At 61.0% G+C, this 25,480-nt stretch carries 22 protein-coding genes and 1 tRNA gene; 12 read left to right on the top strand and 11 right to left on the bottom strand.

What is annotated here, in order from left to right:
• The first annotated feature begins 296 nt into the window (after positions 1 to 296).
• The 4 genes from VOI27_RS11530 to VOI27_RS11515 all read left to right on the top strand — a co-directional run bounded on the left by VOI27_RS11530 (position 297) and on the right by VOI27_RS11515 (position 4,101).
• Positions 297 to 1,430, top strand: coding sequence for a DNA polymerase III subunit delta' (locus VOI27_RS11530; protein WP_323765496.1), 1,134 nt, complete (start codon positions 297 to 299; stop codon positions 1,428 to 1,430).
• 8 nt (positions 1,431 to 1,438) lie between these two features.
• Positions 1,439 to 2,239, top strand: coding sequence for a TatD family hydrolase (locus VOI27_RS11525; protein WP_323765495.1), 801 nt, complete (start codon positions 1,439 to 1,441; stop codon positions 2,237 to 2,239).
• A complete protein-coding gene (locus VOI27_RS11520; RefSeq protein WP_323765494.1) occupies positions 2,236 to 3,039 on the top strand; it encodes an MBL fold metallo-hydrolase in 804 nt (267 codons plus the stop codon). The genes VOI27_RS11525 and VOI27_RS11520 overlap by 4 nt, the downstream gene beginning before the upstream one ends.
• 132 nt (positions 3,040 to 3,171) lie before the next feature.
• Complete coding sequence (locus VOI27_RS11515; protein WP_323765493.1) at positions 3,172 to 4,101, top strand: AEC family transporter; 930 nt, start codon at positions 3,172 to 3,174, stop codon at positions 4,099 to 4,101.
• On the opposite strand, the gene VOI27_RS11510 is transcribed toward VOI27_RS11515, so the two are convergent.
• Together VOI27_RS11510 and VOI27_RS11505 are read right to left on the bottom strand one after the other, a co-directional pair.
• Positions 4,033 to 4,923, bottom strand: coding sequence for a DUF2520 domain-containing protein (locus tag VOI27_RS11510; protein WP_323765492.1), 891 nt, complete (start codon positions 4,921 to 4,923; stop codon positions 4,033 to 4,035). The two genes, VOI27_RS11515 and VOI27_RS11510, sit on opposite strands and share 69 nt — an antisense overlap.
• A 31-nt stretch (positions 4,924 to 4,954) precedes the next feature.
• Positions 4,955 to 5,038: transfer RNA gene (locus VOI27_RS11505), tRNA-Leu, on the bottom strand.
• A 159-nt stretch (positions 5,039 to 5,197) separates the two neighbouring features.
• Between VOI27_RS11505 and VOI27_RS11500 the strand changes: the two genes are divergently transcribed.
• A complete protein-coding gene (locus VOI27_RS11500) occupies positions 5,198 to 5,797 on the top strand; it encodes a Hint domain-containing protein (RefSeq protein ID WP_323765491.1) in 600 nt (199 codons plus the stop codon).
• Here the strand turns inward: VOI27_RS11500 and VOI27_RS11495 are convergent.
• Positions 5,782 to 7,338, bottom strand: a complete 1,557-nt coding sequence (locus tag VOI27_RS11495; RefSeq protein WP_323765490.1) for an NAD(P)H-hydrate dehydratase — start codon at positions 7,336 to 7,338, stop codon at positions 5,782 to 5,784. The genes VOI27_RS11500 and VOI27_RS11495 overlap by 16 nt on opposite strands.
• Positions 7,339 to 7,503: 165 nt before the next feature.
• Between VOI27_RS11495 and VOI27_RS11490 the strand changes: the two genes are divergently transcribed.
• The 3 genes from VOI27_RS11490 to VOI27_RS11480 all read left to right on the top strand — a co-directional run bounded on the left by VOI27_RS11490 (position 7,504) and on the right by VOI27_RS11480 (position 10,335).
• Entirely contained in the window at positions 7,504 to 7,842 is a 339-nt protein-coding gene (locus VOI27_RS11490) for a P-II family nitrogen regulator (protein ID WP_048531347.1), read from the top strand.
• A 118-nt stretch (positions 7,843 to 7,960) separates the two neighbouring features.
• A complete protein-coding gene (glnA, locus tag VOI27_RS11485) occupies positions 7,961 to 9,367 on the top strand; it encodes a type I glutamate--ammonia ligase (RefSeq protein WP_323765489.1) in 1,407 nt (468 codons plus the stop codon).
• Positions 9,368 to 9,519: 152 nt separating this feature from the next.
• Entirely contained in the window at positions 9,520 to 10,335 is an 816-nt protein-coding gene (locus tag VOI27_RS11480) for a lytic murein transglycosylase (protein ID WP_323765488.1), read from the top strand.
• A 73-nt stretch (positions 10,336 to 10,408) separates the two neighbouring features.
• Here VOI27_RS11480 and VOI27_RS11475 read toward each other — a convergent pair whose 3' ends face one another.
• Genes VOI27_RS11475 through VOI27_RS11460 form a run of 4 tightly spaced genes read right to left on the bottom strand, consistent with a single transcriptional unit; the run spans position 10,409 to position 14,686 of the window.
• Positions 10,409 to 11,617 carry a beta-ketoacyl-[acyl-carrier-protein] synthase family protein gene (locus VOI27_RS11475; protein ID WP_323765487.1) on the bottom strand — a complete coding sequence of 403 codons (1,209 nt, stop codon included), beginning with the start codon at positions 11,615 to 11,617 and terminating at the stop codon, positions 10,409 to 10,411.
• Positions 11,618 to 11,639: 22 nt separating this feature from the next.
• Positions 11,640 to 11,912 (bottom strand): acyl carrier protein, encoded by a 273-nt coding sequence (locus tag VOI27_RS11470; protein WP_323765486.1) that lies wholly within the window; start codon positions 11,910 to 11,912, stop codon positions 11,640 to 11,642.
• A gap of 34 nt (positions 11,913 to 11,946) precedes the next feature.
• Positions 11,947 to 13,038 (bottom strand): UDP-3-O-(3-hydroxymyristoyl)glucosamine N-acyltransferase, encoded by a 1,092-nt coding sequence (gene lpxD / locus VOI27_RS11465; protein WP_323765485.1) that lies wholly within the window; start codon positions 13,036 to 13,038, stop codon positions 11,947 to 11,949.
• A 31-nt stretch (positions 13,039 to 13,069) separates the two neighbouring features.
• A complete protein-coding gene (locus VOI27_RS11460; RefSeq protein ID WP_323765484.1) occupies positions 13,070 to 14,686 on the bottom strand; it encodes a L,D-transpeptidase family protein in 1,617 nt (538 codons plus the stop codon).
• Positions 14,687 to 15,029: 343 nt separating this feature from the next.
• Between VOI27_RS11460 and VOI27_RS11455 the strand changes: the two genes are divergently transcribed.
• The 4 genes from VOI27_RS11455 (at position 15,030) to VOI27_RS11440 (ending at position 18,827) form a co-directional block, all read left to right on the top strand.
• On the top strand, positions 15,030 to 15,599 hold the full coding sequence (locus VOI27_RS11455) for a YcbK family protein (RefSeq protein ID WP_323765483.1): 570 nt from the start codon (positions 15,030 to 15,032) through the stop codon (positions 15,597 to 15,599).
• A gap of 283 nt (positions 15,600 to 15,882) precedes the next feature.
• Positions 15,883 to 17,118: a lytic murein transglycosylase gene (locus tag VOI27_RS11450; RefSeq protein ID WP_323765482.1), complete on the top strand. Its 1,236-nt coding sequence runs from the start codon at positions 15,883 to 15,885 to the stop codon at positions 17,116 to 17,118.
• A gap of 485 nt (positions 17,119 to 17,603) precedes the next feature.
• Positions 17,604 to 17,954 (top strand): YbjQ family protein, encoded by a 351-nt coding sequence (locus VOI27_RS11445; RefSeq protein ID WP_323765481.1) that lies wholly within the window; start codon positions 17,604 to 17,606, stop codon positions 17,952 to 17,954.
• A gap of 273 nt (positions 17,955 to 18,227) precedes the next feature.
• Positions 18,228 to 18,827 (top strand): hypothetical protein, encoded by a 600-nt coding sequence (locus VOI27_RS11440; protein ID WP_323765480.1) that lies wholly within the window; start codon positions 18,228 to 18,230, stop codon positions 18,825 to 18,827.
• A gap of 731 nt (positions 18,828 to 19,558) precedes the next feature.
• Here the strand turns inward: VOI27_RS11440 and VOI27_RS11435 are convergent.
• The 4 genes from VOI27_RS11435 to VOI27_RS11420 form a co-directional block, all read right to left on the bottom strand.
• The gene (locus VOI27_RS11435) at positions 19,559 to 19,654 is read right to left on the bottom strand and encodes a helix-turn-helix domain-containing protein (RefSeq protein WP_323765479.1); all 96 of its coding nucleotides are present in this window, start codon (positions 19,652 to 19,654) and stop codon (positions 19,559 to 19,561) included.
• 404 nt (positions 19,655 to 20,058) lie between these two features.
• Entirely contained in the window at positions 20,059 to 21,345 is a 1,287-nt protein-coding gene (locus tag VOI27_RS11430) for a hypothetical protein (protein WP_323765478.1), read from the bottom strand.
• 199 nt (positions 21,346 to 21,544) lie between these two features.
• Positions 21,545 to 22,402, bottom strand: a complete 858-nt coding sequence (locus VOI27_RS11425; protein WP_323765477.1) for a hypothetical protein — start codon at positions 22,400 to 22,402, stop codon at positions 21,545 to 21,547.
• A gap of 314 nt (positions 22,403 to 22,716) precedes the next feature.
• On the bottom strand, positions 22,717 to 23,259 hold the full coding sequence (locus tag VOI27_RS11420) for a recombinase family protein (protein WP_323765476.1): 543 nt from the start codon (positions 23,257 to 23,259) through the stop codon (positions 22,717 to 22,719).
• Positions 23,260 to 25,480 lie beyond the last annotated feature (2,221 nt).

Raw genomic sequence — 25,480 nt, 5'->3', positions numbered from 1 at the left:
TATCCCCGCAAAGCCAGTGGAACATCGGTGCGTCGCGTTGCCTGCAGCCACATCGCCGTGCCGTCCGGGCGGCGTCAAGCCAACGGCATGCCTCCGGCATGACGATGCGCGGCGGGCTTGCAGCTTGCTGTTAACGGGCATGCGGTCGCCATCAACGCCCACGCGCCGGCCCTTGCGCCGGGACCTTCCCGCTATCAACCAAGCCCCCTGACCACATCCGCGGCGCCCCCCATGAAACCCCGCCACCCACCAGTTCCCCCTTTTCCCCATCGCGCCCCCGCACTACACCAGAGCCCATGAGCGACGACCGCCCCCAGCCCGACCAGATCGAAGGCGCGCCCCATCCGCGCGACACCCCGCACCTGATCGGACAGGCGGCGGCCGAACAGGCATTTCTCGAGGCGGTCAGCTCTGGCCGCATGCACCACGGCTGGATGATCGCCGGGCCCCGCGGCACCGGCAAGGCGACGCTGGCATGGCGCATCGCGCGCTATCTGATCGCCAATCCGCCCGGCGCCGGCGACGACGGGCTCTTCGGTGCCCCGCCGCCACCCGCCTCGCTGGAGATCGCCGCCGATCACCCGGTCGCCCGCCGCATCGCCGCCGGCTCGGAGCCCGGGCTGTTCCGCCTCACCCGGCCCTGGGATGACCGCGCCAAGCGGCTCAAGGCCGAGATCACCGTCGACGAGGTGCGCAAGCTGAAATCGCGCTTTGCGCTCTCGGCGGCCGATGGCGGCTGGCGGGTGGTGATCGTCGATGCCGCCGACGAGATGAACCCCAACGCCGCCAATGCCCTGCTCAAGCTGCTCGAGGAACCGCCGGCCCGTGCCACCCTGCTGCTGGTCACCCACCAGCCCTCGGCGTTGCTGCCCACCATCCGCTCGCGCTGCCGGATGCTGCACCTGCGCCCGCTCAGCCCGCCCGACATGGCAGCGGCTCTCGACCAGGCCGGCATGACCGTGCCTACCGCCGAGGCCGAGGCGCTGGCGGCGCTCTCGGCAGGCTCGGTGGGCGACGCCATCCGCCTCTCGCTCAACGAGGGGCCGAAACTCTATGCCGCGATCCTGTCGCTGCTGGGCTCCCTGCCCCAGCTCGACCGTGCCCGCGCCCTGGCTCTGGCCGAGGCCGCCACCGCCCGCGGCGCCGAGGACCGGGTCGAGACCATCTTCTCGCTGCTTGACCTGGCGCTGATCCGGCTGGCCCGCGCCGGTGCCTCGGGCCGGATGCCGCATCCGGCCGCCGCCCCGAACGAGGCCGAGGTCTTTGCCCGCCTCGCGCCGGATCTGCGTCGCGCCCGGGCCTGGGCCGTGATCGGCCAGCAGATTTCCGAGCGCAGCCGCCACGGCCGGGCGGTCAATCTTGACCCTGCCGCGCTCATCCTAGATACGATGATCAAACTCCAGAAAACGGCGTCCGACCTGGCCGCCTGAGGCGGAAGATGAGCAACCCGAAGATCACCGACAGCCACACCCATCTCGACTTTCCCGACTTCGACGGAGAGCGCGACGCCATCGTTGCCCGCGCCGTCGACGCGGGCGTGCACCGCATGGTGACCATCTGCACCAAGCTGAAGAACGAGCCGCAGGTGCGCGCCCTGGCCGAGCAGTACGCCCCGGTGTTCTATGCCGCCGGCACCCACCCGATGAGCGCCGTCGACGAACCGCTGGCTTCGGTCGAAGCGCTGATCGCGCTGGCGCAGCATCCGAAATTCGTGGGCATCGGCGAGACCGGACTCGACTATCATTACACCGCGGACAGCGCTGATATCCAAAAGAAATCCCTGCGCATCCACATCGAGGCGGCGCAACAGACCGGCCTGCCGCTGATCATCCACGCCCGCGCCGCCGATGACGACATGGCCGATATCCTCGCCGCGGAACATGCCAACGCACCCTATGACTGCGTCATGCACTGCTTCTCCTCCGGTGCCGCGCTGGCCAGGCGCGCCCTCGATCTGGGCTTCTACCTGTCGATGTCCGGCATCACCGCCTTTCCGAAAAGCCAAGACCTGCGGGACATCTTTGCCGCCGCCCCGCGCGACCGTATCCTCGTCGAGACCGACGCTCCCTACCTCGCCCCGCCGCCGCGCCGCGGCAAGCGCAACGAGCCCGCCTATACCGCCCACACCGCGCGCCGCGCCGCAGAGACCTTCGGTCTCGACTACGCCGAGTTCGCGGCCCAGACCGAGGCCAATTTCGAGCGGCTCTTTGCCAAGGCCGCCGCGTGGTCACCGTCATGAGCGATCACTACCGGTTCACCATCCTCGGCTGCGGCTCCTCCGGTGGCGTGCCGCGGCTTGGCGGGCATTGGGGCGACTGCGACCCGGCCAACCCGAAGAACACCCGCCGGCGCTGCTCGATGCTGGTCGAGCGCGAGGGCGCCCATGGCACCACCACGGTGCTGATCGACACCTCGCCGGACCTGCGCAGCCAGCTGCTGGATACCGGGACCGGGCGGCTCGACGGCGTGATCTTCACCCATGCCCATGCCGATCACACCCATGGCATCGACGACCTGCGGATGATCGTCTTCAACATGCGCAACCGCCTGCCGGTCTGGGCCGATGCCCCGACCCAGGAGGCGCTGCTGGCGCGTTTCGGCTATGCTTTTGTCCAGCCGGACGGCTCGCCCTACCCGCCGATCCTCGATCTCAACCTGATCGACGGCGATGTCACCGTCGAGGGCGCTGGCGGGCCGATCACCTTCACCCCCTTCGCGGTCAACCACGGCACGATCGACGCGCTGGGCTTCCGCATTGCCGGGCTGGCCTATGTGCCCGATGTGGCCGAGATCCCCGATCCGGTCTGGCCGCTGCTCGACGGGCTCGACATCTGGGTGGTCGACGCGCTGCGCCGCAAGCCGCATCCGACCCATTCCCATCTCGAGCGCACCCTCGACTGGATCGCCCGCGCCGCCCCGAGGCGCGCCGTGCTCACAAACATGCACATCGATCTCGATTATGCCACGCTCGAGGCCGAGACGCCCGAACACATCACCCCGGCCTACGACCTGATGCAGCTGACCCTGCCGATCACATGACCCGCTCCAGCTTCATCTTGCCGCGGGGCTCCGCCCGTTCGCAGGCAAAACGCGCCACCGGAGCGTTTTCAAGGCGCCTGCTCACCCCACCGCCGGAGGCTTCCGTTCCCTCCACCCGCGTCGGCGCCTGAAATGCAGGCGCTGCTCGAAGTCATCCTGCCGGTCTTCTTGGTGATCGGCGCCGGCTATCTCTCGGTCTGGCGGCGCTGGATCAGCGACGGCGCGATCGACGGGCTGATGGATTTCACCCAGAAGATCGCCATTCCGATGCTGCTGTTCCGGGCAATCTCGACCCTCGATCTCGGCGCGCATTTCGACGTCGCGCTGCTGGTCAGCTTCTACACCGGTTCGCTCACCGGCTTTCTCGTCGGGCTGCTGGCCGGGCGATACGTCTTCAAGCGCGCCTGGGAAGATGCGGTCGCCATCGGCTTTTGCTGCCTGTTTGCCAATTCGGTCATGCTTGGCCTCGCCATCACCGAAAGCGCCTATGGCACGGCGGCGCTGGGGCCGAACTATGCCATCGTGGCGATGCATTCGCCGTTCTGCTACGGGCTGGGCATCACTGCCATGGAGATCGCCCGCTCGCGCGGCACCCCGGCGCGGCAGATGCCGGCCAAGGTGCTGAAGGCGATGTTCCGAAACGCGCTGGTGATCGGCATCCTGCTGGGCTTCGTGGTCAACGTCTCCGGGCTCGGCCTGCCGAAAGTGGCCAGTGACGGTCTTGACCTGGTGGTCAGGGCGGCCATTCCCTGCGCGCTTTTCGGCATGGGCGGGGTCATGTACCGCTATCGCCCTGACGGCGATTTTCGCATCATTGCATTGGTTTGCGGCGTGTCCCTCATCCTGCACCCGACGATCACCTACAGCCTGGCCACGTTCAACGGCCTCTCGACCGAGGCGCTGCGTGCGGCGGTGCTGACGGCGACCATGGCACCTGGGATCAACACCTATGTCTTTGCCAACATGTACGGCGTGGCGCGGCGGGTGGCGGCCTCATCGGTGCTGATCGCCACCGCGCTCTCGATCCTGACGATCTGGGTCTGGCTGTCGATCCTGCCCTGAACCGGTGCGGCCCTCGGTCTTGAGCCGCCGCGCAAGGGCGCTGAGCCCGTCATAGAGCGCGCCGGCCTCCGGGTGCCAGGCGCGCAGCGCCGCGCCCTGTGCCGCGACCACGGTGCTGTCGCCGCGCGCCGCCGGCCCGGTGAGCGCCGCCTGCGGGCCCTGCGCCAGCACGTTCTCGACCGTGCTCCTGAGCAGCGCCGCATGCAGCGCCCGGCGCGCCTCGGGCGGCACGCCCGCCGCCTCCCAGGCCTCCTGCGCCAGCGCCTGCAGCACGGTGGTGAAGTTGTTCGAGATCACCGCCCCCGCATGGTACAGCGCCTTGGCCTCGCTGCGGATCGGAAAACAGCGTGCGCCAAACTTGGCAAAGACCGCCTCCAGCGTCTCCGAGGCCGCGCCCTCGACGCCACAGTAGCAGCCCGCGAACTGCGCCACCGCCGCAGCGGGATCGGCAAAGGACAGCACCGGATGGGCGCTGCCGGTCTGCCAGCCGGCCGCGGCCAGCGGGGCCAGCAGGCTCGCCGGGTGAAAGCCGCTGCAATGGGCGGCGATGGCGGGGGGCAGGTTCTGCCCGGCCAGCGTCTCTGCGACGCCGGCCAGGTGATCATCGGGCACGGTGAGCAGGAAGAGATCGGCCGGGCGCAGCTCTGTGACACTGTGGATCGCGCGGCCGCCGCCGGCGAAATCCCGCGCGGCCGCGGCGGCCTCTGGCCGTCGGGCGAGGATGTCACCGACCGCCAGACCCGCCGATTTGTGACATAGGCGCAACAGGGTCTGACCCACCTTGCCGGGGCCGATCACGGTGATCCTCAGAGGGGGGGTCATGGCTCTCTCTCCTGCAGGCCGAGCCGAAGAGTGGTGCGGGTGAAGGGACTCGAACCCCCACGCCAAAGGCGCCAGAACCTAAATCTGGTGCGTCTACCAATTCCGCCACACCCGCATCCAAGCGCCCGAAAATCCGCGCGCGCCCGCCGGTCTCTAGCAAAGCTGACAGCGGGATGCGAGGGGATTTCGGAAGCGCCGCGACAAAATATCAGGACATTCACCGGATGTTGAGATAGCCTGTGAAAAAAAAGAGCAGATAAAAACAGGTATGCCCATGGAACCCAAAGAGGTCGGGCGCGCAGTAGAGCATGTCATTCCGACGGTCACCGTCGGGACCCAGCAGCGCGCGGAACGTGACACCCCCGGTGTCAGCGAACACAGCACCCCCGGCGGTGGCCGTGAGACACGCGTCAGCCATCGAGGAAGTGCGCCCGCGACTGTCGTGAGCGGCCTGCTGGCCGGCACCCGGCTGTGGACGATGGAGGGCGACCTCCCGGTGCAATACCTGAGCCCCGGCGACCGCATCATCACCCGCGACAGCGGCATGGTGCGGCTGGGCTCGGTCACCCTGCGCGAGGTGAGTTGCGTCACCGTTCGGATCAAGGCCGGATCGCAGGGCCACACCCGCCCCGAAGATGACCTGGTGCTGCCAGCCACCCAACCGGTTCTGGTGCGCGACTGGCGGGCGCAGGCGCTGTTTGGCGCCAGCCAGGTGATGGTGCCGATATCCCGGCTGGTTGATGGCCAGTTCGTCACCCTCGGCGCGCGCGAGACCCTGCGACTGATCGAGCTGCGGTTTGATCGCCCGCATATCCTTTATGCCGACGGGATCGAAATCGCTTGCGCCACCGCCGCGCCTCAACCGGCGGCCTGAAGCGCGCGCAACACCTGCGGCAGCGCCTCCGGCAGATCCTCGGCAATCAGGCCCGGGCCGATCCGCAGCGCGCTCTCCACATGCAGCCAGGTGGCGGCCTCTGCCGCCGGCATCGGTGCCATCCCGCGCGCCAGCAGGCCAGTGACGAAACCGGCCAGAACGTCGCCGCTGCCTGCGGTGGCAAGCCAGGGCGCGGCGCGGTCATAGACCGCGGCATTGACGACGGCGCGGCCCTCTGGATCGGCGATCACCGAGTCGGGGCCCTTCAGCACCACCGTGCACCCCGCACGACCGGCGGCGACGCGCGCCGCATCGATGCGCGAGAAGGCCGGGCCGCTCTTCGGCGCCTCGCGGAGCCTCTTCGCGAGATCCGGAAACAGCCGGGCAAACTCGCCATCATGCGGGGTGAGCACGCAGCCCGCGTGCAGCCGGGCAAACAGCGCGTCCGGGTCCTCGCGATAGGCGGTCAGCGCATCTGCATCCAGCACCACGCTGGGCCGCGAGGGGTCTGACTGCCCGCTGGCCAGCGCCACCGGCACCAGCGCCCGCGCGCGATCAAGCCCCAGCCCTGGCCCGAGGCAAAGCGCGCCTATCCGCCCGTCCTGCAGCACCTGCGCCAGACCGTCAGCGTCTTCGACCCGGGTCAGCATCAGCCCGGTGATCTGGCAGGCCACCTCCATCTGCGCCGCGCCGGGGGCGCCCAGCGTCACCAGCCCCGCACCGATCCGCAGCGCGCCGCGCGCCGCCAGACGCGCCGCGCCGGTCCGCCCGAAGCCGCCGGTGAGCACAAGCGCGTGGCCATGAGAGAACTTGTGCCCCGCGTCCTTGCCCAGGCCCTCTGGACGGCCGGTCAGGCGCAGGGTCTCCGTCCCAGGCCCCTCCGCATCAAGGCCGATGTCCTTGACCACCAGAGCGCCGCAGAGCTCGGGGCCATCCGACAGGACATGCCCCGGTTTGGCACTGTGAAAGCTGACCGTCAGGTCCGCCCGGACAGCCGGCGCCGCATCGCGGTCCGCCAGCAGCCTGCCACTGTCGGCGCAAAGGCCGCTCGGCACATCCACGGCAACGCGGCGCGGCCAGTCCTGCGACGGCCGCCCTTCGAGTGCTGCGGCCAGTTCACCCTGCAGCGGCCGGGTCAGCCCGGTGCCAAAGAGCGCGTCGACACTAAGATCGCAGACGCCCCGCGCGGCCAACGCCGCACCGGTCAGCGGCCGCACCTCGCCCAGCTCGCACCAGCGCTGGTGGTTCGTCCGCGCGTCCGGGGGCAGCTTGGCGGCGTCACCGTAGAGGAACACCGACACCTGCCAGCCGCGCGCCCGCAACAGCCGGGCCACCACGAACCCGTCGCCGCCGTTGTTGCCGGGGCCGCACAGCACGGTCGCGGATCGCGCGCCCTCGGCCAGCTCCGGCCATGTCTCGAGGACCGCCGCAACCACCCCCTGCCCGGCCCGCTCCATCAGCGCGGCACCGGTCACCGCGCCGCTTTGGATCGCGGCCCGTTCGACGGCGCGCATCCCCGCGGCGGTCAGCAAATCCCTCATCATCCCTCCGGATTCATTTCTGCTTGATTATTACGCAAATCGCCCGTTCTTTAGGCGCATGTATTTCACCGCTGGCCAAAACCGCCGCTCCCGGACCCTACACAATTGTAGCCTCAGGTGAGAAGTGGTCTGAGCGGCTCAACACCCTTTGCGAGGAGGCACCACATGAAGAAAATCGAGGCGATCATCAAGCCGTTCAAGCTTGATGAGGTCAAGGAGGCGCTGCAGGACGTTGGCGTCCAGGGCCTCAGCGTGGTCGAGGTCAAGGGCTTCGGACGGCAAAAAGGCCATACCGAGCTCTACCGCGGCGCGGAATATGTGGTGGATTTCCTGCCCAAGGTGAAGATCGAGGTTGTGCTCGACGACGATCAGGTCGACGGCGCGATCGAGGCCATTGTCGAGGCCGCCAAGACCGACAAGATCGGCGACGGCAAGATCTTCGTCACCCCGGTCGAACAGGCCATCCGCATCCGGACCGGCGAAACCGGCTCCGACGCCCTCTGACACAGGACCTCGCGCGCCCCGGACCCCGGTCCGGGGCCTCCTGCAGGGCGTGACCCATCGTGCGATCCCGGACCGGCTCCGGGACCGCGACCAACCAAAGCAACAAGGGAATGACCAAATGAGCGCAAAAGACCTGCTCAAGCTGATCAAGGACGAAGACGTCGCATACGTCGACATCCGCTTCACCGACCCGCGCGGCCGGCTGCAGCACGTGACCGTGATCGAAAGCGAAGTCGACGAGGATTTCCTCGAAGAGGGCTTCATGTTCGACGGCTCCTCCATCGCCGGCTGGAAGTCGATCGAAGCTTCTGACATGAAGCTGATGCCCGACACCGAAAGCGCCTATATCGACCCGTTCTATGCCGAGAAGACCGTCTGCGTGCATTGCTCGGTCGTCGAGCCCGACACCAACGAGGCCTACAACCGCGACCCGCGCGGCACCGCCGAGAAGGCCGAGGCCTACCTCAAGTCCTCCGGCATCGGTGACAGCTCGTTCTGGGGCCCTGAGGCCGAGTTCTTCCTGTTCGACGACGTTCGCTTCTCGAACACCATCAACAAGGTCTCCTACGAGGTCGACGCGATCGACGGCTCGTGGAACACCGACACCGAATACGAGATGGGCAACACCGGCCACCGTCCGGGTCTCAAGGGCGGCTACTTCCCGGTCAACCCGACCGACGACGGCCAGGACATCCGTTCCGAGATGCTCTCGACCATGAAGCGCCTCGGCATGAAGGTCGACAAGCATCACCACGAAGTGGCCTCCTGCCAGCACGAGCTGGGCCTGATCTTCGGCTCGCTTACCAAGCAGGCCGACGAGATCCAGAAGTACAAATACGTGGTGCACAACGTGGCCCAGGCCTATGGCAAGTCGGCGACCTTCATGCCGAAGCCGATCTATGGCGACAACGGCACCGGCATGCACGTCAACATGTCGATCTGGAAGGACGGCAAGCCGCTGTTTGCCGGCGACAAGTATGCCGACCTGAGCCAGGAAGCGCTGTACTTCATCGGTGGCATCCTGAAGCACGCCAAGTCGCTGAACGCCTTCACCAACCCGTCGACCAACAGCTACAAGCGTCTGATCCCCGGCTTCGAGGCTCCTGTTCTGCGCGCCTATTCGGCCCGCAACCGCTCGGGCTGCGTGCGCATCCCGTGGACCGAGAACCCCAAGGCAAAACGCGTCGAAGCCCGCTTCCCCGATCCCTCGGCAAACCCCTACCTGTGCTTTGCCGCGCTGCTGATGGCCGGTCTCGACGGCATCACCAACAAGATCGATCCCGGCGAGGCGATGGACAAGAACCTCTACGACCTGCCGGCCGAAGAGCTCGAAGGCATCCCCACCGTCTGTGGCTCGCTGCGCGAGGCGATGGAAGAGCTGCAAGCCGACATGGACTACCTGCTGGCTGGTGACGTCTTTACCAAGGATCAGATCGAAGGCTACATCGAGCTGAAGATGGAAGAGATCGAAAAGTACGAGCACACGCCGCACCCGGTCGAGTTCGGCATGTACTACAGCTGCTGATCGGCAGCGGTGGGCCGCAGCGCCCACCCAAGGTTTCGGAGAGGGCGTCCCGCGCGGGGCGCCCTTTTCACATCGCGGGAAAATTTCTGGACGCAAGCCCTTGGGCCGCTACACTTCATGTCTATAGCACAGTAGCCAACAGGATAGTTTTCATGCGCCGCTTCACCATCGCTCTGTCACTCGTCGCTGGCCTTGCCGCACCGGCCGTTCACGCCGCGCAATGCATCACCTCGCAGGGGGGCTTCAACGGCTACAAGTCCGGGCTGGCGCGCGATGCCCAGGCCAACGGCGTCGGCCAGCGCGGGCTGCAGGCGCTGCAATCGGCCCAGCTCTCCGGCATCACCTGGCGGTTCGAGTCGAACCCGTCGAGCCAGAGCGGCACCCTGCAGCGCGACCCCGCCACCTTCCTCGCCAAGCGCTCGGGCAGCTCGGCCGACGCCTTCATCCAGCGCACCCGCTCGAAGATGGCCGCCAACCCCAATACCTTTGCCTCGATCGAGCGTCGCTTCGGCGTGCCGGGCAGCCTGCTGGCAACGATCTGGGGGCTGGAGACCAGCTGGGGCGGCTACCTCGGCGAGACGCCGATCGTCGGCGGCGCGGTGACGCTGGCCTCCTACTGCCGCCGCCACCCGCGGTTCGAGAGCCACGCCATCGCCGCGCTGTCGCTGGTCGATCGCGGCATCATCACCGCCAACACCCGTGGCGGCCCGTCTGGCGAGCTTGGCCACATGCAGTTCCTCGCCGGCAACTGGCTGCGCTACGGCGTTGACGGCAATGGCGACGGCCGCGCCGATCCCTACAACGCCACCGATGCGCTGGCCTCGGCCGCCAACATGCTGGCCCGCAACGGCTGGCGGGCCGGAGCGCCCTTTGGCGAGGGCACGGCAAACTTCCGGGTGCTTTCGGCCTGGAACGACAGCGGCAACTACCAGCGCGCCATCGCCTATGCGGCGGAACGCGCGCAGTAAGCCAAGACGGACATGACAAAGCCCGGGCGCCTCACCGCTCCCGGGCTTTTCATCATCAGTCAGACATACGCGCTCAGAAGCGGCGCAGCGCCAGCACCGCGTTCAGCCCGCCGAAGGCAAAGGCATTCGACAGCGCCACCTCGACCTTGGCCTCGCGCGCCTCGTTGGGCACCACGTCAAGGGCGCACTCCGGATCGGGCTCCTCATAGCCGATGGTGGGCGCGATCACCCCGTCACGCAGCGCCATGATGCAGGCCAGAAGCTCGACCGCGCCGGTGCCGCCGATCAGGTGGCCGTGCATCGACTTGGTGGACGAGATCATCAGCCGGTCGGCATGGGCACCGAAGACATCCGCCACAGCCGCGCTTTCGGTCTTGTCATTGGCCGCGGTGCCGGTGCCATGGGCGTTGATATAGCCCACCTCGGAGGCGTCGAGCCTGGCATCGACCAGCGCGCCGCGAATGGCCCGCGCCGCGCCGCTCTTGGAGGGCATGACGATATCAGAGGCGTCGGAGGACATGGCAAAGCCCACCACCTCGGCGAGAATCTCGGCGCCGCGCTTCCGGGCGTGCTCAAGTTCCTCGAAGACAAAGACCGCCGCGCCCTCGCCCTGCACCATGCCATTGCGGTTGGCGCTGAACGGCCGACAGCCGTCCTTCGACATCACCCGCAGCCCTTCCCAGGCCTTGACCCCGCCAAAGCAGAGCATCGCCTCGGAGCCGCCGGTGACCATCGCCGGCGACATGCCGCCATGGACCATCTGGAAGGCCTGGCTCATGGCGTGGTTCGACGAGGCGCAGGCGGTCGAGACGGTAAAGGACGGGCCCTTGAGGTTGAACTCCATCGAGACATGGCTGGCCGCGGCATTGTTCATCAGCTTGGGCACCACGAAGGGATGCACCCGGTTCTTGCCCTCTTCGTAGACCGAACGGTAATTCTCGTCGAGCGTGGTCATGCCGCCGCCGGAATTGCCGAGGATCACCCCGGCGCGGGCCGCCAGATCGTCGGTGAACTCGAGACCGGACTGGCCCAGCGCCTCGCGGGCGGCGACGAGGGTGAACTGGGTGAAGCGGTCATAGAGCGACAGCTGCTGACGGTTGAACCAGGCCTCGGGGTTGAAGTCGCGCACCTGGCCGCCGATCTTGATCGCCAGCCGGTCGACATCGGCGATGTCGAGCGGTCCGATGCCGCAGCGCCCTTCGCGCATCGCCTCGAGCGTGTCGGGCACGTTCTGGCCGAGGGCGTTGACAGTGCCGGCGCCGCTGATGACAACCCGTTTCATTGGACCTGCCCCGCTTTCATGCTCAGCCCGCGGCCTGGCCCTTTTGCTCGGCAATCAGGCGCTCGATCCCGGCCACGATGCTGCCGACGCTGGAGATGTCGAAATCGCTCTCGGCAGGCTCATTGGCGTTGAACGGGATCGAGATGTCGAAGGCTTCCTCGATGGCAAAGATGCTCTCGACGAGGCCGAGACTGTCGATCCCCAGATCCTCGAGCGTGTTGTCCATCGCGACATCGGATTTCTCCAGAACCGCCTGTTCGGCAATGATCTCGACAACCTTGTCCTTGACGTCCATCGGATGGTCCTCTGCCTTGTGATCCTTGGGTGATTTAGTCGCTCTCGCCCTGCTTGGAAACCGCTTTTTTGAGCGCTGCGACCTCGCGCAGCAGGCGTGGCAACCGGCGGATTGCCTTGTAGCTTTCGGTCTGGATATCCATCTTGGTCGCCGGATAGCCCAGCATCACCCGGCCGCTCGGCACGTTCGACAGCACCTTGGAGCCGCCGCCGGTGATCACGTTGTCGCCGATCAGCAGATTGTCGGCGATGCCGGTCTGGCCGCCAAAGACGCAGTTGTTGCCGGTCTTGACCGAGCCGGCCAAGGCGGATTGGCCGCACAGCAGGCAGTCTCGGCCGATGATGCAGTTGTGGCCGACCTGAACGAGGTTGTCGATCTTGGTGCCGGACCCGATCATCGTGTCGCGCACGGTGCCGCGATCGATGCAGGCATTGGCGCCGATCTCGACGTCGTCGCCGATGCGCACCGCGCCCAGCGAATGGATCCGCGACCAGGGCTGCGCCGCGGTCTCGCCCTGATCGCCCATCGTCTCGCGGGCACGTTCGGCGCCGCTCTTCTCGGGGGTGACGAAGCTGAAGCCGTCGGCGCCAACGCGGGCGCCCGAATGGCCGATGAAACGCGCCCCGATGCGCACGCCATGGGCCAGGGTGACTTGCGGGTGCAGCAGCGCCCCCTCGCCCAGGTGCACGCCGGCACCGACAAAGCAGTGCGGGCCGATCATCGCGTCGGCCCCGATCACCGCCCTCGGGCCGATCACCGTGAAGGCGCCGATGCTGGCGCCGATGCCGATCTCGGCCGAGGGATCGATCACCGCCGTCGGATGGACGCCCTCGGCGAACTCCGGCCCCGGGTCCATCATCTGCGACAGGCCGGAGAGCGCAAAGCGCGGCCGTTGGGCAAAGATCGCGGCCTCGAGCCCCATCGCCTGCCAGTCGGCCCCGGCCCAGAGCAGCGCGGCGCGGGCCCGGCCCTTGGGCAGCGTCTCGGCGAACTGGGGTTTCATGGCGAGGGCCAGATGCGCCGGCCCGGCCTCGGCCGGTTCGCGCACGCCCTCGATCAAAATGTCGATGGCGCCCGCTGCCTCGCAGCCGAGCGCCACCGCTATGTCCTTCAGACTGTAGCTCATCGCGCGCCTCGCATTGGTTGCGCGGCCCGGTCTAGCCCTGAACCGAGGACAGCGCCACCCCCGCGTTCTGCAGCGCGCGATAGACCTGGGCGTCGCGGCCGTAGATGTCGGCGCGGAATTTCACCCGGCCGCGGGCGTCGGTATAGGCAGTGCGATAGATCAGGTGCACCGGCACCGGCTCTTCCAGCGTGACGCGGGTGTTCTGGCCCGATTGCAGCCGTGACTGGAAGTAGTTGACCGGATCGTCGACCTGCTTGGCCAGCAGCGCATAGGCGAACTCGAACGGCTCGCTCAGGCGGACACAGCCATGCGAGAAAGCCCGCACCTCGCGAGAGAACAGGCTCTTGGCGGGGGTGTCATGCAGGTAGATGTTGTACTTGTTGGGAAACATGAACTTGACCAGCCCCAGCGCGTTGCTGTTCGACGGCGGCTGGCGCAGGTTGAACGGAAAGGTCCGGCCGGTATAGCGCGCGAAGTTGATCGCCGAGCGCGGCACGATGTTGCCGCGGCCGTCGATCACCTGAAGATGCCCTGCGGCGTTGCGGTTGCGGCGCATCGCAGGCAGATATTCCTCGGTCGCGATCGACCGCGGCACGTTCCAGTACGGGTTGATCTCCATGTATTCCATGACGTCCGAGAATTCCGGCGTCTCGCGGTCGGGCTGGTCCTTGCCCACCACCGAGCGGGTCTCGAAGGTGACCTTGTCGTCGTCGATGATCCGCGCCTTGAAGTCGGGGATATTGACGAGGATGTGCCGCTTGCCGCGCGGCTTGTTAAGCCAGCGCTCGCGTTCCATCGCCACCAGAACCGATTTCAGCCGTTCCGAGGCCGGCACGTTGATCGCGCGCAGGGTCGCCGGGCCGGCAACACCATCGGGCTCGAGCCCCTGATCGCTCTGGTATTCCTGCACCGCCTTTTGCAGCGCGCCGTCATAGACCGCGGTGTTGGAGCGGTCGAGGTAGCCCATGGCAATCAGCCGGTTGCGCAGCGCCACCACGGCCGGGCCACCGTCGCCGGGGCTGACCTTGTCGGATTGCACCTGAGCCCCCCAGCCGCCACCGGCGACGGTACGCTCGAGTTCGAACTTGGCGCGCACCAGTCGGGTATATTCGCCGGAGGTCGGCACGATGGTGCGGAAGAAGGCATCCGGATCGCCTTCGGTGAAATCGCGCAGATAGGAGATCGGATCGCGCAGCGGCGCGTCGCGCTTGATGCCCGACATGAGCTTGCGCGGGTTGAGAATGCCGGTCTGCATGTGGCGCGAGAACAGCACCAGCGTTTCGCTCAGCTCGACCTCGAGCGCGCCAAGTGCGCGTTCGCCCTGAACCGAGGCCATCCGCGCACGCAGTTTCTCGGGGTCGTAGTTGTCGGTCGGCAGCCCGTAGAGCCCGGCCCGGGACACCGCCACCAGAAGGGCGGCGCGACGGGCCCGGTGCAACTCGTTGTCACCGGTCCAGATCGGCTCGAACTTGGTCTCGCGGTAAAAGGCAGCGATGTCGCGATTGACCGAAGCGGTCTCGGCCACGGCCTGCTTGAAGGCGGTCACCTCTGCCAGCGCGGCCCGGGGTTCGATCCCCAGCGCCAGAACGGCCAGCGCCGCGCCCCCCATGAGTGCCTTGAACCGACCGATTGTCTGCGACTGCGTCATACCGTCCCTCCGGACCTCAATACATTAACCAAACCAGCATCTAGTCTGCGATATCCCACTGTCTACTCACATATTCTTAAGCACTGCAATGCACACTTCCGATACTTGCCCGGGAATTGACAGAGGTTGGGAATCGGAGGTTTTGTGCGCATTCTTGCCGTGGGTACATCAGATTGAGCAAGTTTTCGCCCAGTTCCTGCATGACGCCAGCCCTGAGGGAATCTGCGGTTGGCGAAAAAACCCCGCTGTGGCATACAGACCACGCATCTGGGGATGAGATGGCAGGTTCCGCGTAACATCGCGGGCTGAACTTTTAGAGAGCGACAGACAGGCGCAATACAACATGACAGAACTTCGCGGCAGCGGTATCTCGCGGCGTGGCCTATTGGGCGCGTTTGCGGCAACTTTGGTAACAGCAGCACCGACTTACACCAACGCAGCAGGCTTCCTGCGCGGCGGTGGCGACATTCGGCGCATCAAGATGTACTCGGCCCGGACGGGCGAGCGGCTCGACATGATCTACTGGGTCGAGGGCGATTACATCAAGGATGCGGTCGAGGAGGTGCACAAATTCATGCGCGACTGGCGCACGAATGACGTGAAATACATCGACCTGCGAACCATCGACATTCTGGCGGCGTCGCACAATCTTCTGGATGTGCCGGAGCCCTATATGCTGCTCTCGGGCTATCGCAGCCCGAAGACCAACGCGATGCTCCGGGCCCGCTCCAGCGGCGTGGCCAAGAACTCGCTGCACCTCAAGGGACAAGCCGCCGACGTCAGCCTCAAGGGCCGCTCGGTCAGCCAGATCGCCAAGGCCGCCTCGGCCTGCCGCGCAGGCGGCGTGGGCCGTTACTCGGGCTCCAACTTCGTGCACATGGATTGCGGCGCGGTCCGCGCCTGGGGCCGCTAAGGCTTATCTGTCAGCATGACCGACCTGTCGACGCCGTCCCCTCGGGGCGGCGTTTTCCGTTGTCGTCATCCTTGATGGCTTGATGGCTTGCTGGGTTCCACCTTGTAACTCACCCCTCTGTTCTGTCGAGGGCCGCGGCATCCGGGGAGAGCATGCGACAGACCATCGGGCAGCACAGGGACAGAGGGGCGATCACTCTGCCGTGTGGGCAGCAAACGAGTTCTTTCCGGCCTTCCCAGTTGCGATACACTTCCCAAACCGATGAAACCGCCGGAGGTTCCCAGTGCGTGCGATTATTTTTACCGTCACCCTCATTTTTCTTGGCCTCGCCGCCCAGGCGCAGGATCGCCCCGCCATCGAGCGCCAGTTCCGCAGCTGGATCGAGGCCGAGATCTGGCCGCGCGCGCAAGCCAAGGGCGTGTCGCGGCACACCTTCGAGACCGCCTTCGATGGTGTGACGCTGAACTGGGATCTGCCTGATCTGGTTCCCCCCGGCACGGCGCCCGAGACCCCGAAACGCCAGCGCCAGGCCGAATTCGGCGCGCCGGCGAAATACTTCAACCGCAACTCGATCGACGGCGCCACCCGCATCGGCAAGCAGATGGCCCGCACCCATGCCGCGGCTCTGGCCGAGACCGAGCGCCGCACCGGCGTGCCGGGCCGCATCATCCTTGCCATCTGGGGACGCGAGAGCGGTTACGGCCGCGTGGCGATTCCGCACAACGTGTTCGAGGTCTTGGGAACAAAGGGGTTCATGTCGACCCGCGCGGGCTATTTCAGCGATGAGCTGATCGCCGCGCTGCAGATCGCCGAAGCCGGCCATGCGCCGGAAAGCGCGATGAAGAGCAGCTGGGCCGGGGCGCTGGGGCAGCCGCAGTTCATGCCGACGAGCTTCCTGCGGTACGCCGCCGACGGCAATGGCGACCGCAAGGCCGATATCTGGCGCTCAGAGGCCGACACCATCGCCTCGATCGGCAACTACCTGGACGAGCACGGCTGGGTCGCGGGCCGCGACTGGGGGTTCGAGGTCACCGTGCCGGACCGGGTCTCCTGCACGCTGGAGGGGCCTGACCAGGGCCGCAGCATCGCCGACTGGGCCGCCATGGGCATCACCCGCGTCTCTGGCCGGCCCTTCCCGGCCCATGAGCTGCAGGGCGAAGGCTATCTGATGATGCCTGCGGGGCGGCTTGGCCCGGCCTTCATCGTCACGCCGAACTTCTACGTGCTGAAGGATTACAACACCTCTGACCTCTACGCGCTGTTCGTGGGCCACGTCGGCGACCGCATCCGCTATGGTGTCGGCGATTTCAGCGAGGCCTGGAGGCGGATCGACACGCTCTACCGCTCTGACATCGCCGCCGCACAGCGCCAGCTCGAGACGCTGGGCCATGACGTGGGCGGCGCCGACGGTTTGCCGGGCTACAAGACCCGCCGCTCGATCGGCCGCTGGCAGGAGGCTCAGGGTCAAGGCGCGAGCTGTTTCCCGAACAAAGGGAACGTCGCGGCGCTTGGCGGGTGAGATCGGGCGGCGGAAACCGAGCCATCATCACCGGACCGTCTACAGGGGATTGGCGCACCTGAGAGGATTCGAACCTCTGGCCTCTGCCTTCGGAGGGCAGCGCTCTATCCAGCTGAGCTACAGGTCGGTTTAAGCCTAACCGGCTATAAACTGGGGAAAATTTTTCAATTTCCCGCCTGCGATCCTTCTACCCAATATCCTATTGCATCCACCGTCTACGTAACAGGAAGAGCCCCAAAACAGCAAGATGGGTAACAATGTGTGCCAAAATGTGTGCCACATCAGACTGCCAAGGCCGGGCAAGGTTGCTATACCCCAACCGGCGTGCAAGGCTCCGCAATAAAGCGGGTGACGTAATGGCGAAGTGTAGTGATTGTGGAGCCAACTTAGGAACATTCAGTTCTTATGGACCCGGCGGAACGCTATGCAAGAACTGCAACAAATCTAGACTCGGTGGGCCAGGAAAGGCGCAAGCCATTGCGACCATGAATGCTGAAATCGAAGCAGTTATCCTGACCACTGAGACAGCCCCAAATCTACCAGTCATAGAACGTATCGAGATCGTCACCGCTGAGTGTGCTTTCGGCATGAACATGTTCAAAGACCTGTTCGCCGGTGTCCGAGACATCTTTGGTGGTAGGTCCGAAGCTGTGCAGAGCACGATGCGAGATGCCCGGAGAACTGCTCTTTACGAACTTAAAAAAGAAGCCCATGCTGTTGGTGCGAATGCTGTTGTAGGCGTTGATTTGGATTATGTCGAACTCAGTGCAGCAGGCAGTATGGTGATGCTTGTTGCTTCTGGAAACGCCGTATCATTGGATACTCGACAACAATAATACCAGCCACGCAAGACGCAAACTTCAGGTATCCGGCCATCGGACTTCGCAAAGCATAGTTTACCCGCACCGACCGCATCATACACCTGCACTATTTTAAGGGCCAGATTTGCCATGCGAATATCTCTCCTAATCCTCTACGCTCTTGCACTATCTGCGACAGGGTCTCATGCAAGCGCCGAAAGGCGTTTCTTTGAATGCAATCGATCCTCATTTATCAGTGATACGGCACGACTAGAGGAATTTTCCAATGACATTCTATCTGGAAAGATCGTGCCTGATTCAAATGTTGAAGGGGCTTGGGCGGCAAAATGCCTAGAGGCCGCAACAGGAAAACCATACACTTTCGATATTTCTACAAAGTCCTTTTCGGCAAAAACAGATGAAGAAATAAGAGCAGAGAACGAAGAGAGAAAGCGAATTTCTGAAGAAGCCGAAGCACGCAAGCGTGAACAGGAACGAAGAGATGCCGAACTTCTGAAAGCCCACGGAGATGAAGAGCGCAGACTTGAATGCTCTTTAACGTTAGCCGAGAAAAACTTAAGGACAGCTGAATATCGAGTCAACGCCGCCAAGGGACAGCGAAGTCGAGAAACAGAAAAGATGGTTCAAACAACCTGCGAGAAATTATACCGAAGAGATCGAAGAGAGGCTATTCTGAACCCCATTTGCCTAAGTGTATTCAGAGAGTTTGGACTGCCAGACTCTAGTGTTGAGATTAACGCTACTCGCGACGAACTTTTAGATGCGCGCCTTCAAGTTTTGCAAGCGCGACGGCAACTTCAGGAGTTTCGCGGATACAAACTGGAAAGCTCTATCACTTCCGAAAATGAAGTAGGCGACTGCGAATACCTATTAAATACCGATGAGTAGCCACTCGTTGGCCTCTCGACAGGCCAGCGCTGGAAGCTGATGACATTAGAGGATCAGATAAAATCCTCGAAACATAAGTGGAACAATAAACGACCATTAGAACAATTTCTTCAATTATTATTATCGCTTCTCTGGCATCAGGTTGCATGGGCACATCTCCAAGCGAGATAGGAAAGCCGAAAAGTGAAATCGTTGTTACGGAAGACAAGTTCACCGGAAAGAGAACTATCAAAACTCCCTTTCGTTTGAGCCAACAGGGGTTCACCGACGATTTCCCAGTAAAACTGTCACTTCAAGCCGATTTGACACAAGTAATTCGAAGCACAGCTCAATTGCTCGTTAAGGCATCCGGGACTGACTGGGGGTTCTACAAATCGGCAATAGGAGAAGACAGGACCAACTTCAAACTGGTTCCTATCGATAGCGGAACGTCAACTGCCGCCGGAATGGTTACTACCGAAGAGTACTTTGTATTGGAGATGCCCATATCGAAGCTGCAGAAAGCTTCGGGGCAAGACTACGAAATAAAGATATATGGGAAACGCAACAGCGGAACGTTTGTACTTCCGTCCAGCCTCTCACGCTCGTTTCTCGCAAAACTCAGGGGTTCTGTGTAATTTTTTCCTAGAACTCCGAGGTGGATGCCCAGCCAAAACAGGATCACCCCACAGTAATCTCAAGGGACCCTACCGCATGGATGGGGTCTCTCTCACTCAGTAAATTCCCTTGACCTACCCGTTTAATATTCGATGGACTGACATACGGCTAATGCCCATATTCTCAGCAATCTTGTAAGTAGACAGCCCTTCTTCCTTCAGCTCTCTCACTTTGTCGTATCTCAGGAGGGGAATCGAACCTCCACGTCCATACGGACACTAGCAACTGAACCTCAGGCGAGCCGCATTCGCGCTGCGCCCTCAAACCCGCAAAAATCGAAAGTTCTGCTGGCTCAACAGAGCTATCGTCATCCCCTTGCGTCCAAATGCGTAGCTGGACAGGCCTTTGTGTTGTTAGTCGAGTTCAGCAACGGTAGCTGGCAGCCCAAAGCTGAAGTAAGTTTCCAGCACGGTGGACGGAGAACTCCCATTTTCTGCGATCAGTACCAGCGACACTAATGCGCATCGGTGTCTTTGCAAAGTTTCTCGAACTGCCCTGAGCTACCGTTCATGCAAAAAGGGTGGAGCAACTGTTTTCTATTCGGGGCATGTTCGAAGACTTGAATTGAGTGAGTTCAATGCAACCAAGACGCTCCATGACTTGCCTTTCTCAGGTTTTCACTAAACCTGTCTTGCGTCATACTCAGGTCGCACCTTTGAAGCACTGTTTTGTATATTGCTTCTGCATAACCTTGGATGCTCTCGGCTTCGTGCTTAAGCACACTCCGGCTTCCAGTATGAACGATAGCAGAGCGCAATTCATATAGCTTTTTCAGATCATAAAAGATGCCAAACCGATCTTCGACGTCATTGGTCAGGATGACCGCAGCATGACGGCAGATCGTTTGAACTACAGGGGCTCCTTTGTCCGACGACGACAATAGAGATTCCAGTGACGTTGCAAATGAAAGGACTCTTTGTGCGCCGTCCAGTGCCTGCCGCCCTCGCGTCATCCAGCCCAAACCATTTCCGATTCTTTCAGCCAAACTTTGTTTTTTAGGTTTGAAAATATGGCGCGCATTTTCCTGAACTTTAGGATTCCTTAGATCCGCCGCGACAGCACTGTCGATTTCGTACCAATGTGGAACCTCAGAGCCACCAACCGCAAGGCTTTCGTTGTCGTATGTCACAGTTAGATCACGATGCTCTGTACGCACTGTTGGTAAAGGCTCTATTTCGCCCAGCAATGGGTAGTGTCCCTTCCAATGATCGGACGATAATCGCATGAGACTTATGGCAACTTCGATTTGCCACCGTGCTTCAACGGGAACATTTGCTTTTGTTGCAGATACTTCAACTGCCCAGGCTGATCTGGTCGCTATGAATGGTCGTTCTGCGCCCCTAATAAATAACCCACCCTTAGGATTTTCGATTTCCAGCGTTATCCGCTTGTTGTCTCCAAGCTTTGTTTCACCCAGTACATTTTCGAGGGGAAGCAACCTCACCGGGCCAACTGCGACCGTCTCTTGGAAACTATTCGTGAACCTTGCAACGTAACATTCGCAAACGTGAGTATATTCTCTGCCAGCCTCCGATAGGATTGTTTCAACCAGTTCTTCGGCAGTAGACTTGTTGCTGCAGCCGGCTGAAACTTGGCGACACGAAGCCATAGCAGCATCTTGAATTGTTTTGCGATTGGCGGCTTTCGAGCCCAATATTTTTGAAGCGGCAGCTTCTAACTCATTCAGTATTCTATCAAAATCTTGAGTGAGAATAATGACCCCATTGCTCGAAAAAAGGCGTCGATAATTTGCTTTGTTGGTGGCTTTAAGAATATCATCAACACAGCCCAGTTTAAGTTCGCTCAGAAGACGCTTTGATATCTCCACAAGTGTACGCTTGTGCTGTTGCTTAGGGTTCAATGAAGACTTCCTCTCATATCAAAAAAACGCTTAGAGCTAACTACGAAAGGTTGTTGATGGTCTCTCTGCCGCAATTAGATCGATCGCGGCATATTCGCCAGACCCATCGCACGCCCCAAACGTGGACGGTCCAAAGCCGCCGTTTGCATTAGATCCGCCTAAGGTCCGCTCCAAGCCCCTAAAACGGACTCTTCACAAATTAGGTGTCTCCATATGCGCGGTTGACGAGGTCTGTGTGCTCCGGCAGTTCAAACTTCGCGAATGTCTTGCCAGCTTCGATCAATAGAGGTGGGCTTGGAAGGTCAGGGAATATCTCTGCAAGCAAGTGCCCCATGGCCTCAGATGATAGGATAAAAATCATCATGATCATAGTTGTTGCTTCATCCAGATTCCTTGCAAGAGAGCCCGCTGCCGCGCTGTCCGAAAATAGGAGGGTCGAATGATAACTGCCGTGCACGATCTCTGATGAAGTCGCATGACCTGCTTGCTCAACCGATTCAAAAAGCATACCCGCTTTACTACTTCTTGTTCCAATTATCTTACATCTGGCATGCCTATCGAGCTCACACTCGAGATTTGCGTTCTTTTCTTTCTCAAAGTAATCAATGGCTTCAGCCACTATTTTAGACTTGCGTGAAATACGATACCCTGCTGGAATCACCTCGCGATAATTCCCGGCTGAGTAGTGTCTCTTTTGGTTTCTGAAGGCACTATATACGGAATATAGAATCGAGCGCTTAGCGGCCTCTCCGTTGTCCGACAGCACATATGCTGCCGACAGCAACCGCTCATAACACATTCTTGCTATCGGAAACGCATAAGGGAGGCGAATTGACTTTTCCTCGATAAGCTCAGAAAGGAGCGTTCCGACAGCGCACACAGAGTGGATTAGGCTGCCAGAAACTCGAAATTGATCTTCATTGAGAACCTTATTCAGATGCGATTCTACGGTGAGTTCAACACATACTCTATTGAGTAAAACGAGTAGCAAGTTTGCCAGTTCTGCATATTGCGCCGACTCTTCAGTCGGGTTCGTATCGAAATGAACTTTCTTCAAGCATCAAACTCCATCAAGGGTACCGCATTCTGTCAAGCATATAGAAATAGGCTACTTCAATTTTCGCAATACATGCCATAATTATGTCTACTTACGGGAAATGGTTGCAACTTTGCAAAGGGTGCTTTCTGCGCTGTGCGGACATCCGGCAACCAGGCTAGGCTCAAGTACCCACCGAAACCAAAGCACACACGCGTGACCTCAAAAATTTTTCCTCGGACCCGGAAGTGGCTGACCCGAATGGCAAAAACCTCCCTTCTAGAACTTCAGGGGACCCTAGGCCGGGTCCCAACGTAGTTCAGATTTCAACCAGATTAACCGTTCAGAATACGATGTACCGACATCCGGCTGATGCCCATAGTGTCCGCTATCTTGTAAGTCGAAAGCCCATCGGCCTTCAGTTCCTTCACCTTGTCGCGGTCGATGGTGGGCTTCCTGCCCTTGTAGACACCCTTTGCCTTGGCCTTGGCGATCCCCTCTGCCTGCCTCTTGCGGATGATGTTCCTCTCAAACTCGGCAAAGGCTCCCATCATCTGAAGCTGTAGCTTGGCAAATGCGTCGTCCTTATCAGACGAAAAGGTCAGCCCTTCAGACAGAAAAGCGATGGTGGCTCCCATGTCGTTGACTGTCTGGATAATGTCCTGAAGGTCTCTGAGGTCGCGGGCAAGACGGTCGATGGCGTAAACCACCACCCTGTCACCCTCACGGATGTAGTCGAGCATGGCTTGCAGCGCTGGGCGATCTTTGGCGCTCTTACCTGAGAGCTTCTCTTCAAACACCTTGTCCACTTGACCCAAGTCTTGACGGTCCAAGTTCTGATCTATGGTGCTGACACGACGATAACCAACACAAGCCATAATATTCTCCGATCCAGTAACATTTGAATCTAGAGTAAGGTGATTCTAGTAACATTTGCAAGCAAATCAGCCCTAAAGTTACCACCCAGACAGTAACAGGTTTCGATAACGCTAGGCTCTACCCTAATGGCGCCGATGGCCCAGAAATTATCGGCTATGGGATTTCCAAATCAAAGCAGGAGCTGGAGCTGGAGCTGGAGCTGGAGAATCTGTCTCTGACGTGTCGAAAAAAGGGGTTCGCACTGTCAGCCGATCACGATTCTTCCTAGCAGCTGCAACGGAGGCCCACCCGACTATGGGTCCGCCCTTTGTCAACATGACCTGAGTGTGCGAGGCCAATGAGTGACCTAACAAGATGGGAGCATGACACCTGGGATCACCTGATTACCACAGACCCAATATGGGTTGACTCAAATAACTAAATGCAATCAGGATACTAATTCTGAAAGGCCCCGCCGGATGGACGTTGAGCAAGATCTCCGACGGAGCTCCAAATTTGTTATTATTGCTCTCGCTGAACTTGGCGAACAGAAGAATAGATCATCAAGGCGACCACCGCTACAAGAGCCACAACGGCAAACCCGGCACCATTGCCGCTACCGCTACCGCTCCCGCTACCACCGGAGGGAAGCTCACCTGCACCAGCTGGCGACAACGAGAGCGCCATGGCGACTACAGCCGCCGCAACCAACTTCATCGGTTTCATATAACCAGTTTCCTATTTTGAGAGGAAGTACCCGATTAAGTTAAACCACAGCCTCTTCGCGCGGGTCCGCGACGAGCAACTCAGTAATCACGCAATTGCCTCGAGGGAAAAAGTTGAGAACAAGAAGTGTTTTATCACCTCAATCTTTGATTCCACGCATTAAGATGTATACAAGCATGCTTTTTTTGGGCAATCAATAAGCTTCGCTCAGGATAAGCTCTAACCCTTTTTGTCTTCGTGCACCTCAACCCAACATTGCAACCCCGTCGATAGCTTCTCCCAGAGCCTTGTCTCGTCATCTTGGCGAAGAAAGCACGAGCGCAATGACTCAGGACAAAGCGCGAACATATTTCTTGACGTAACCTACTACTGTTGAGGGTAGCCAGTTGCTTCGGTGTGTAATCTTCACCGTGCGTGCTTTGTCCCTGCTCTACAGCCCCTGTAGCCAAAGACACGTATGCAAGTAATTTCTGTCAAGCCTTTTCATGAAGTGCGACCCGTGGTTACTGCGACAATAGTGCCACGGGTCGAATAACCGCTTTCCGTAGGTCCGTCGCATGCGCCTCAACCAAGCATCTCACGGCGTTCATCTTAACCCAAACAGCATCCTGCTAACCTCCGTTCCCGACCAACCCCCTACATCTACGGCAAAAAACTATTTAGGTCAGAGACTTAAGCCAGTTGCCCAGGAGCGTGATTGCTTACAAGGGCGCCCCCTCTCAAACAGCGAAAATCAGACTGTCGAGAATCACACCTAAACTCAGAAAACATATTCGCTTTCATGAATTTGATTGACAGTCAATGGCTACTCATGCTAGACACTGTATTCGCTGGGCGTGAATCACGCTTGGGAACTACCGACACAGCCCCCGCCCCGCAAGGATCGCGGGATTTTTTGTGTCAAATGCTTGGGCGCGGTAGCGGCCATGCTTCCCAACAATTCAACCAATGCACCTATGGTGTGCAGCCCTCTTGAGGGCTTTTACTGTTTGAAAGGAAGAAATTTGAAAGACGAGAACCGCACGTACACAACTGTCTCGGATCAGTTCGGTGAGCTGATAGAGGGAACCCGCCAAGTTTATTGCGAATTTGAACCAAGAGACGCAACAACTTTTGGAGCACTAGAATTTTGGCTCACGGAATTAGGCATATACCCGACCCGCAAAACCTCTTTAAAAAAGTACATCCGAGCACTTTCCGACCTATATATGGCAGCGAACAATAGTATTGATGGCCGGATTTTCTGGCCCAGTGCGAACTCGGAACTTACTGGTTGCCCATATTCAACGAGTATTTCTAGATCCCTTCGGAGAGCGCTTGAAGGGCGATACTTAAAGCGAATTCAAAGATCTTCTAAGAAAGACAAGTTGTGTGCAGTCTATGAGGTTTGACGTGCCCCCCGCAAAATCCCTCACCATGAAGTAGAGTTTGCCCAACCTATGTAGGAGCAGACGAATGCGAAAGAGCCGTTTCACCGAGGCGCAAATCATCGGGATGATCAAAGAGCAGGAAGCC

The organism is Marinovum sp. (genome assembly GCF_034669705.1).
Lineage (GTDB): Bacteria > Pseudomonadota > Alphaproteobacteria > Rhodobacterales > Rhodobacteraceae > Marinovum.
The sequence above is the reverse complement of the archived record's forward strand: the minus strand, read 5'-3'. Positions and strand labels throughout refer to the sequence as shown.

What these genes read in the sequence shown, in the direction of transcription:
- VOI27_RS11530 (WP_323765496.1), top strand. Translation starts at nt 297, where the DNA reads ATGAGCGACGACCGCCCCCAGCCCGACCAGATCGAAGGCGCGCCCCAT.
- VOI27_RS11525 (WP_323765495.1), top strand. Translation starts at nt 1,439, where the DNA reads ATGAGCAACCCGAAGATCACCGACAGCCACACCCATCTCGACTTTCCC.
- VOI27_RS11520 (WP_323765494.1), top strand. Translation starts at nt 2,236, where the DNA reads ATGAGCGATCACTACCGGTTCACCATCCTCGGCTGCGGCTCCTCCGGT.
- VOI27_RS11515 (WP_323765493.1), top strand. Translation starts at nt 3,172, where the DNA reads ATGCAGGCGCTGCTCGAAGTCATCCTGCCGGTCTTCTTGGTGATCGGC.
- VOI27_RS11510 (WP_323765492.1), bottom strand. Translation starts at nt 4,923, where the DNA reads ATGACCCCCCCTCTGAGGATCACCGTGATCGGCCCCGGCAAGGTGGGT.
- VOI27_RS11500 (WP_323765491.1), top strand. Translation starts at nt 5,198, where the DNA reads ATGGAACCCAAAGAGGTCGGGCGCGCAGTAGAGCATGTCATTCCGACG.
- VOI27_RS11495 (WP_323765490.1), bottom strand. Translation starts at nt 7,338, where the DNA reads ATGAGGGATTTGCTGACCGCCGCGGGGATGCGCGCCGTCGAACGGGCC.
- VOI27_RS11490 (WP_048531347.1), top strand. Translation starts at nt 7,504, where the DNA reads ATGAAGAAAATCGAGGCGATCATCAAGCCGTTCAAGCTTGATGAGGTC.
- glnA (WP_323765489.1), top strand. Translation starts at nt 7,961, where the DNA reads ATGAGCGCAAAAGACCTGCTCAAGCTGATCAAGGACGAAGACGTCGCA.
- VOI27_RS11480 (WP_323765488.1), top strand. Translation starts at nt 9,520, where the DNA reads ATGCGCCGCTTCACCATCGCTCTGTCACTCGTCGCTGGCCTTGCCGCA.
- VOI27_RS11475 (WP_323765487.1), bottom strand. Translation starts at nt 11,617, where the DNA reads ATGAAACGGGTTGTCATCAGCGGCGCCGGCACTGTCAACGCCCTCGGC.
- VOI27_RS11470 (WP_323765486.1), bottom strand. Translation starts at nt 11,912, where the DNA reads ATGGACGTCAAGGACAAGGTTGTCGAGATCATTGCCGAACAGGCGGTT.
- lpxD (WP_323765485.1), bottom strand. Translation starts at nt 13,038, where the DNA reads ATGAGCTACAGTCTGAAGGACATAGCGGTGGCGCTCGGCTGCGAGGCA.
- VOI27_RS11460 (WP_323765484.1), bottom strand. Translation starts at nt 14,686, where the DNA reads ATGACGCAGTCGCAGACAATCGGTCGGTTCAAGGCACTCATGGGGGGC.
- VOI27_RS11455 (WP_323765483.1), top strand. Translation starts at nt 15,030, where the DNA reads ATGACAGAACTTCGCGGCAGCGGTATCTCGCGGCGTGGCCTATTGGGC.
- VOI27_RS11445 (WP_323765481.1), top strand. Translation starts at nt 17,604, where the DNA reads ATGAATGCTGAAATCGAAGCAGTTATCCTGACCACTGAGACAGCCCCA.
- VOI27_RS11420 (WP_323765476.1), bottom strand. Translation starts at nt 23,259, where the DNA reads ATGGCTTGTGTTGGTTATCGTCGTGTCAGCACCATAGATCAGAACTTG.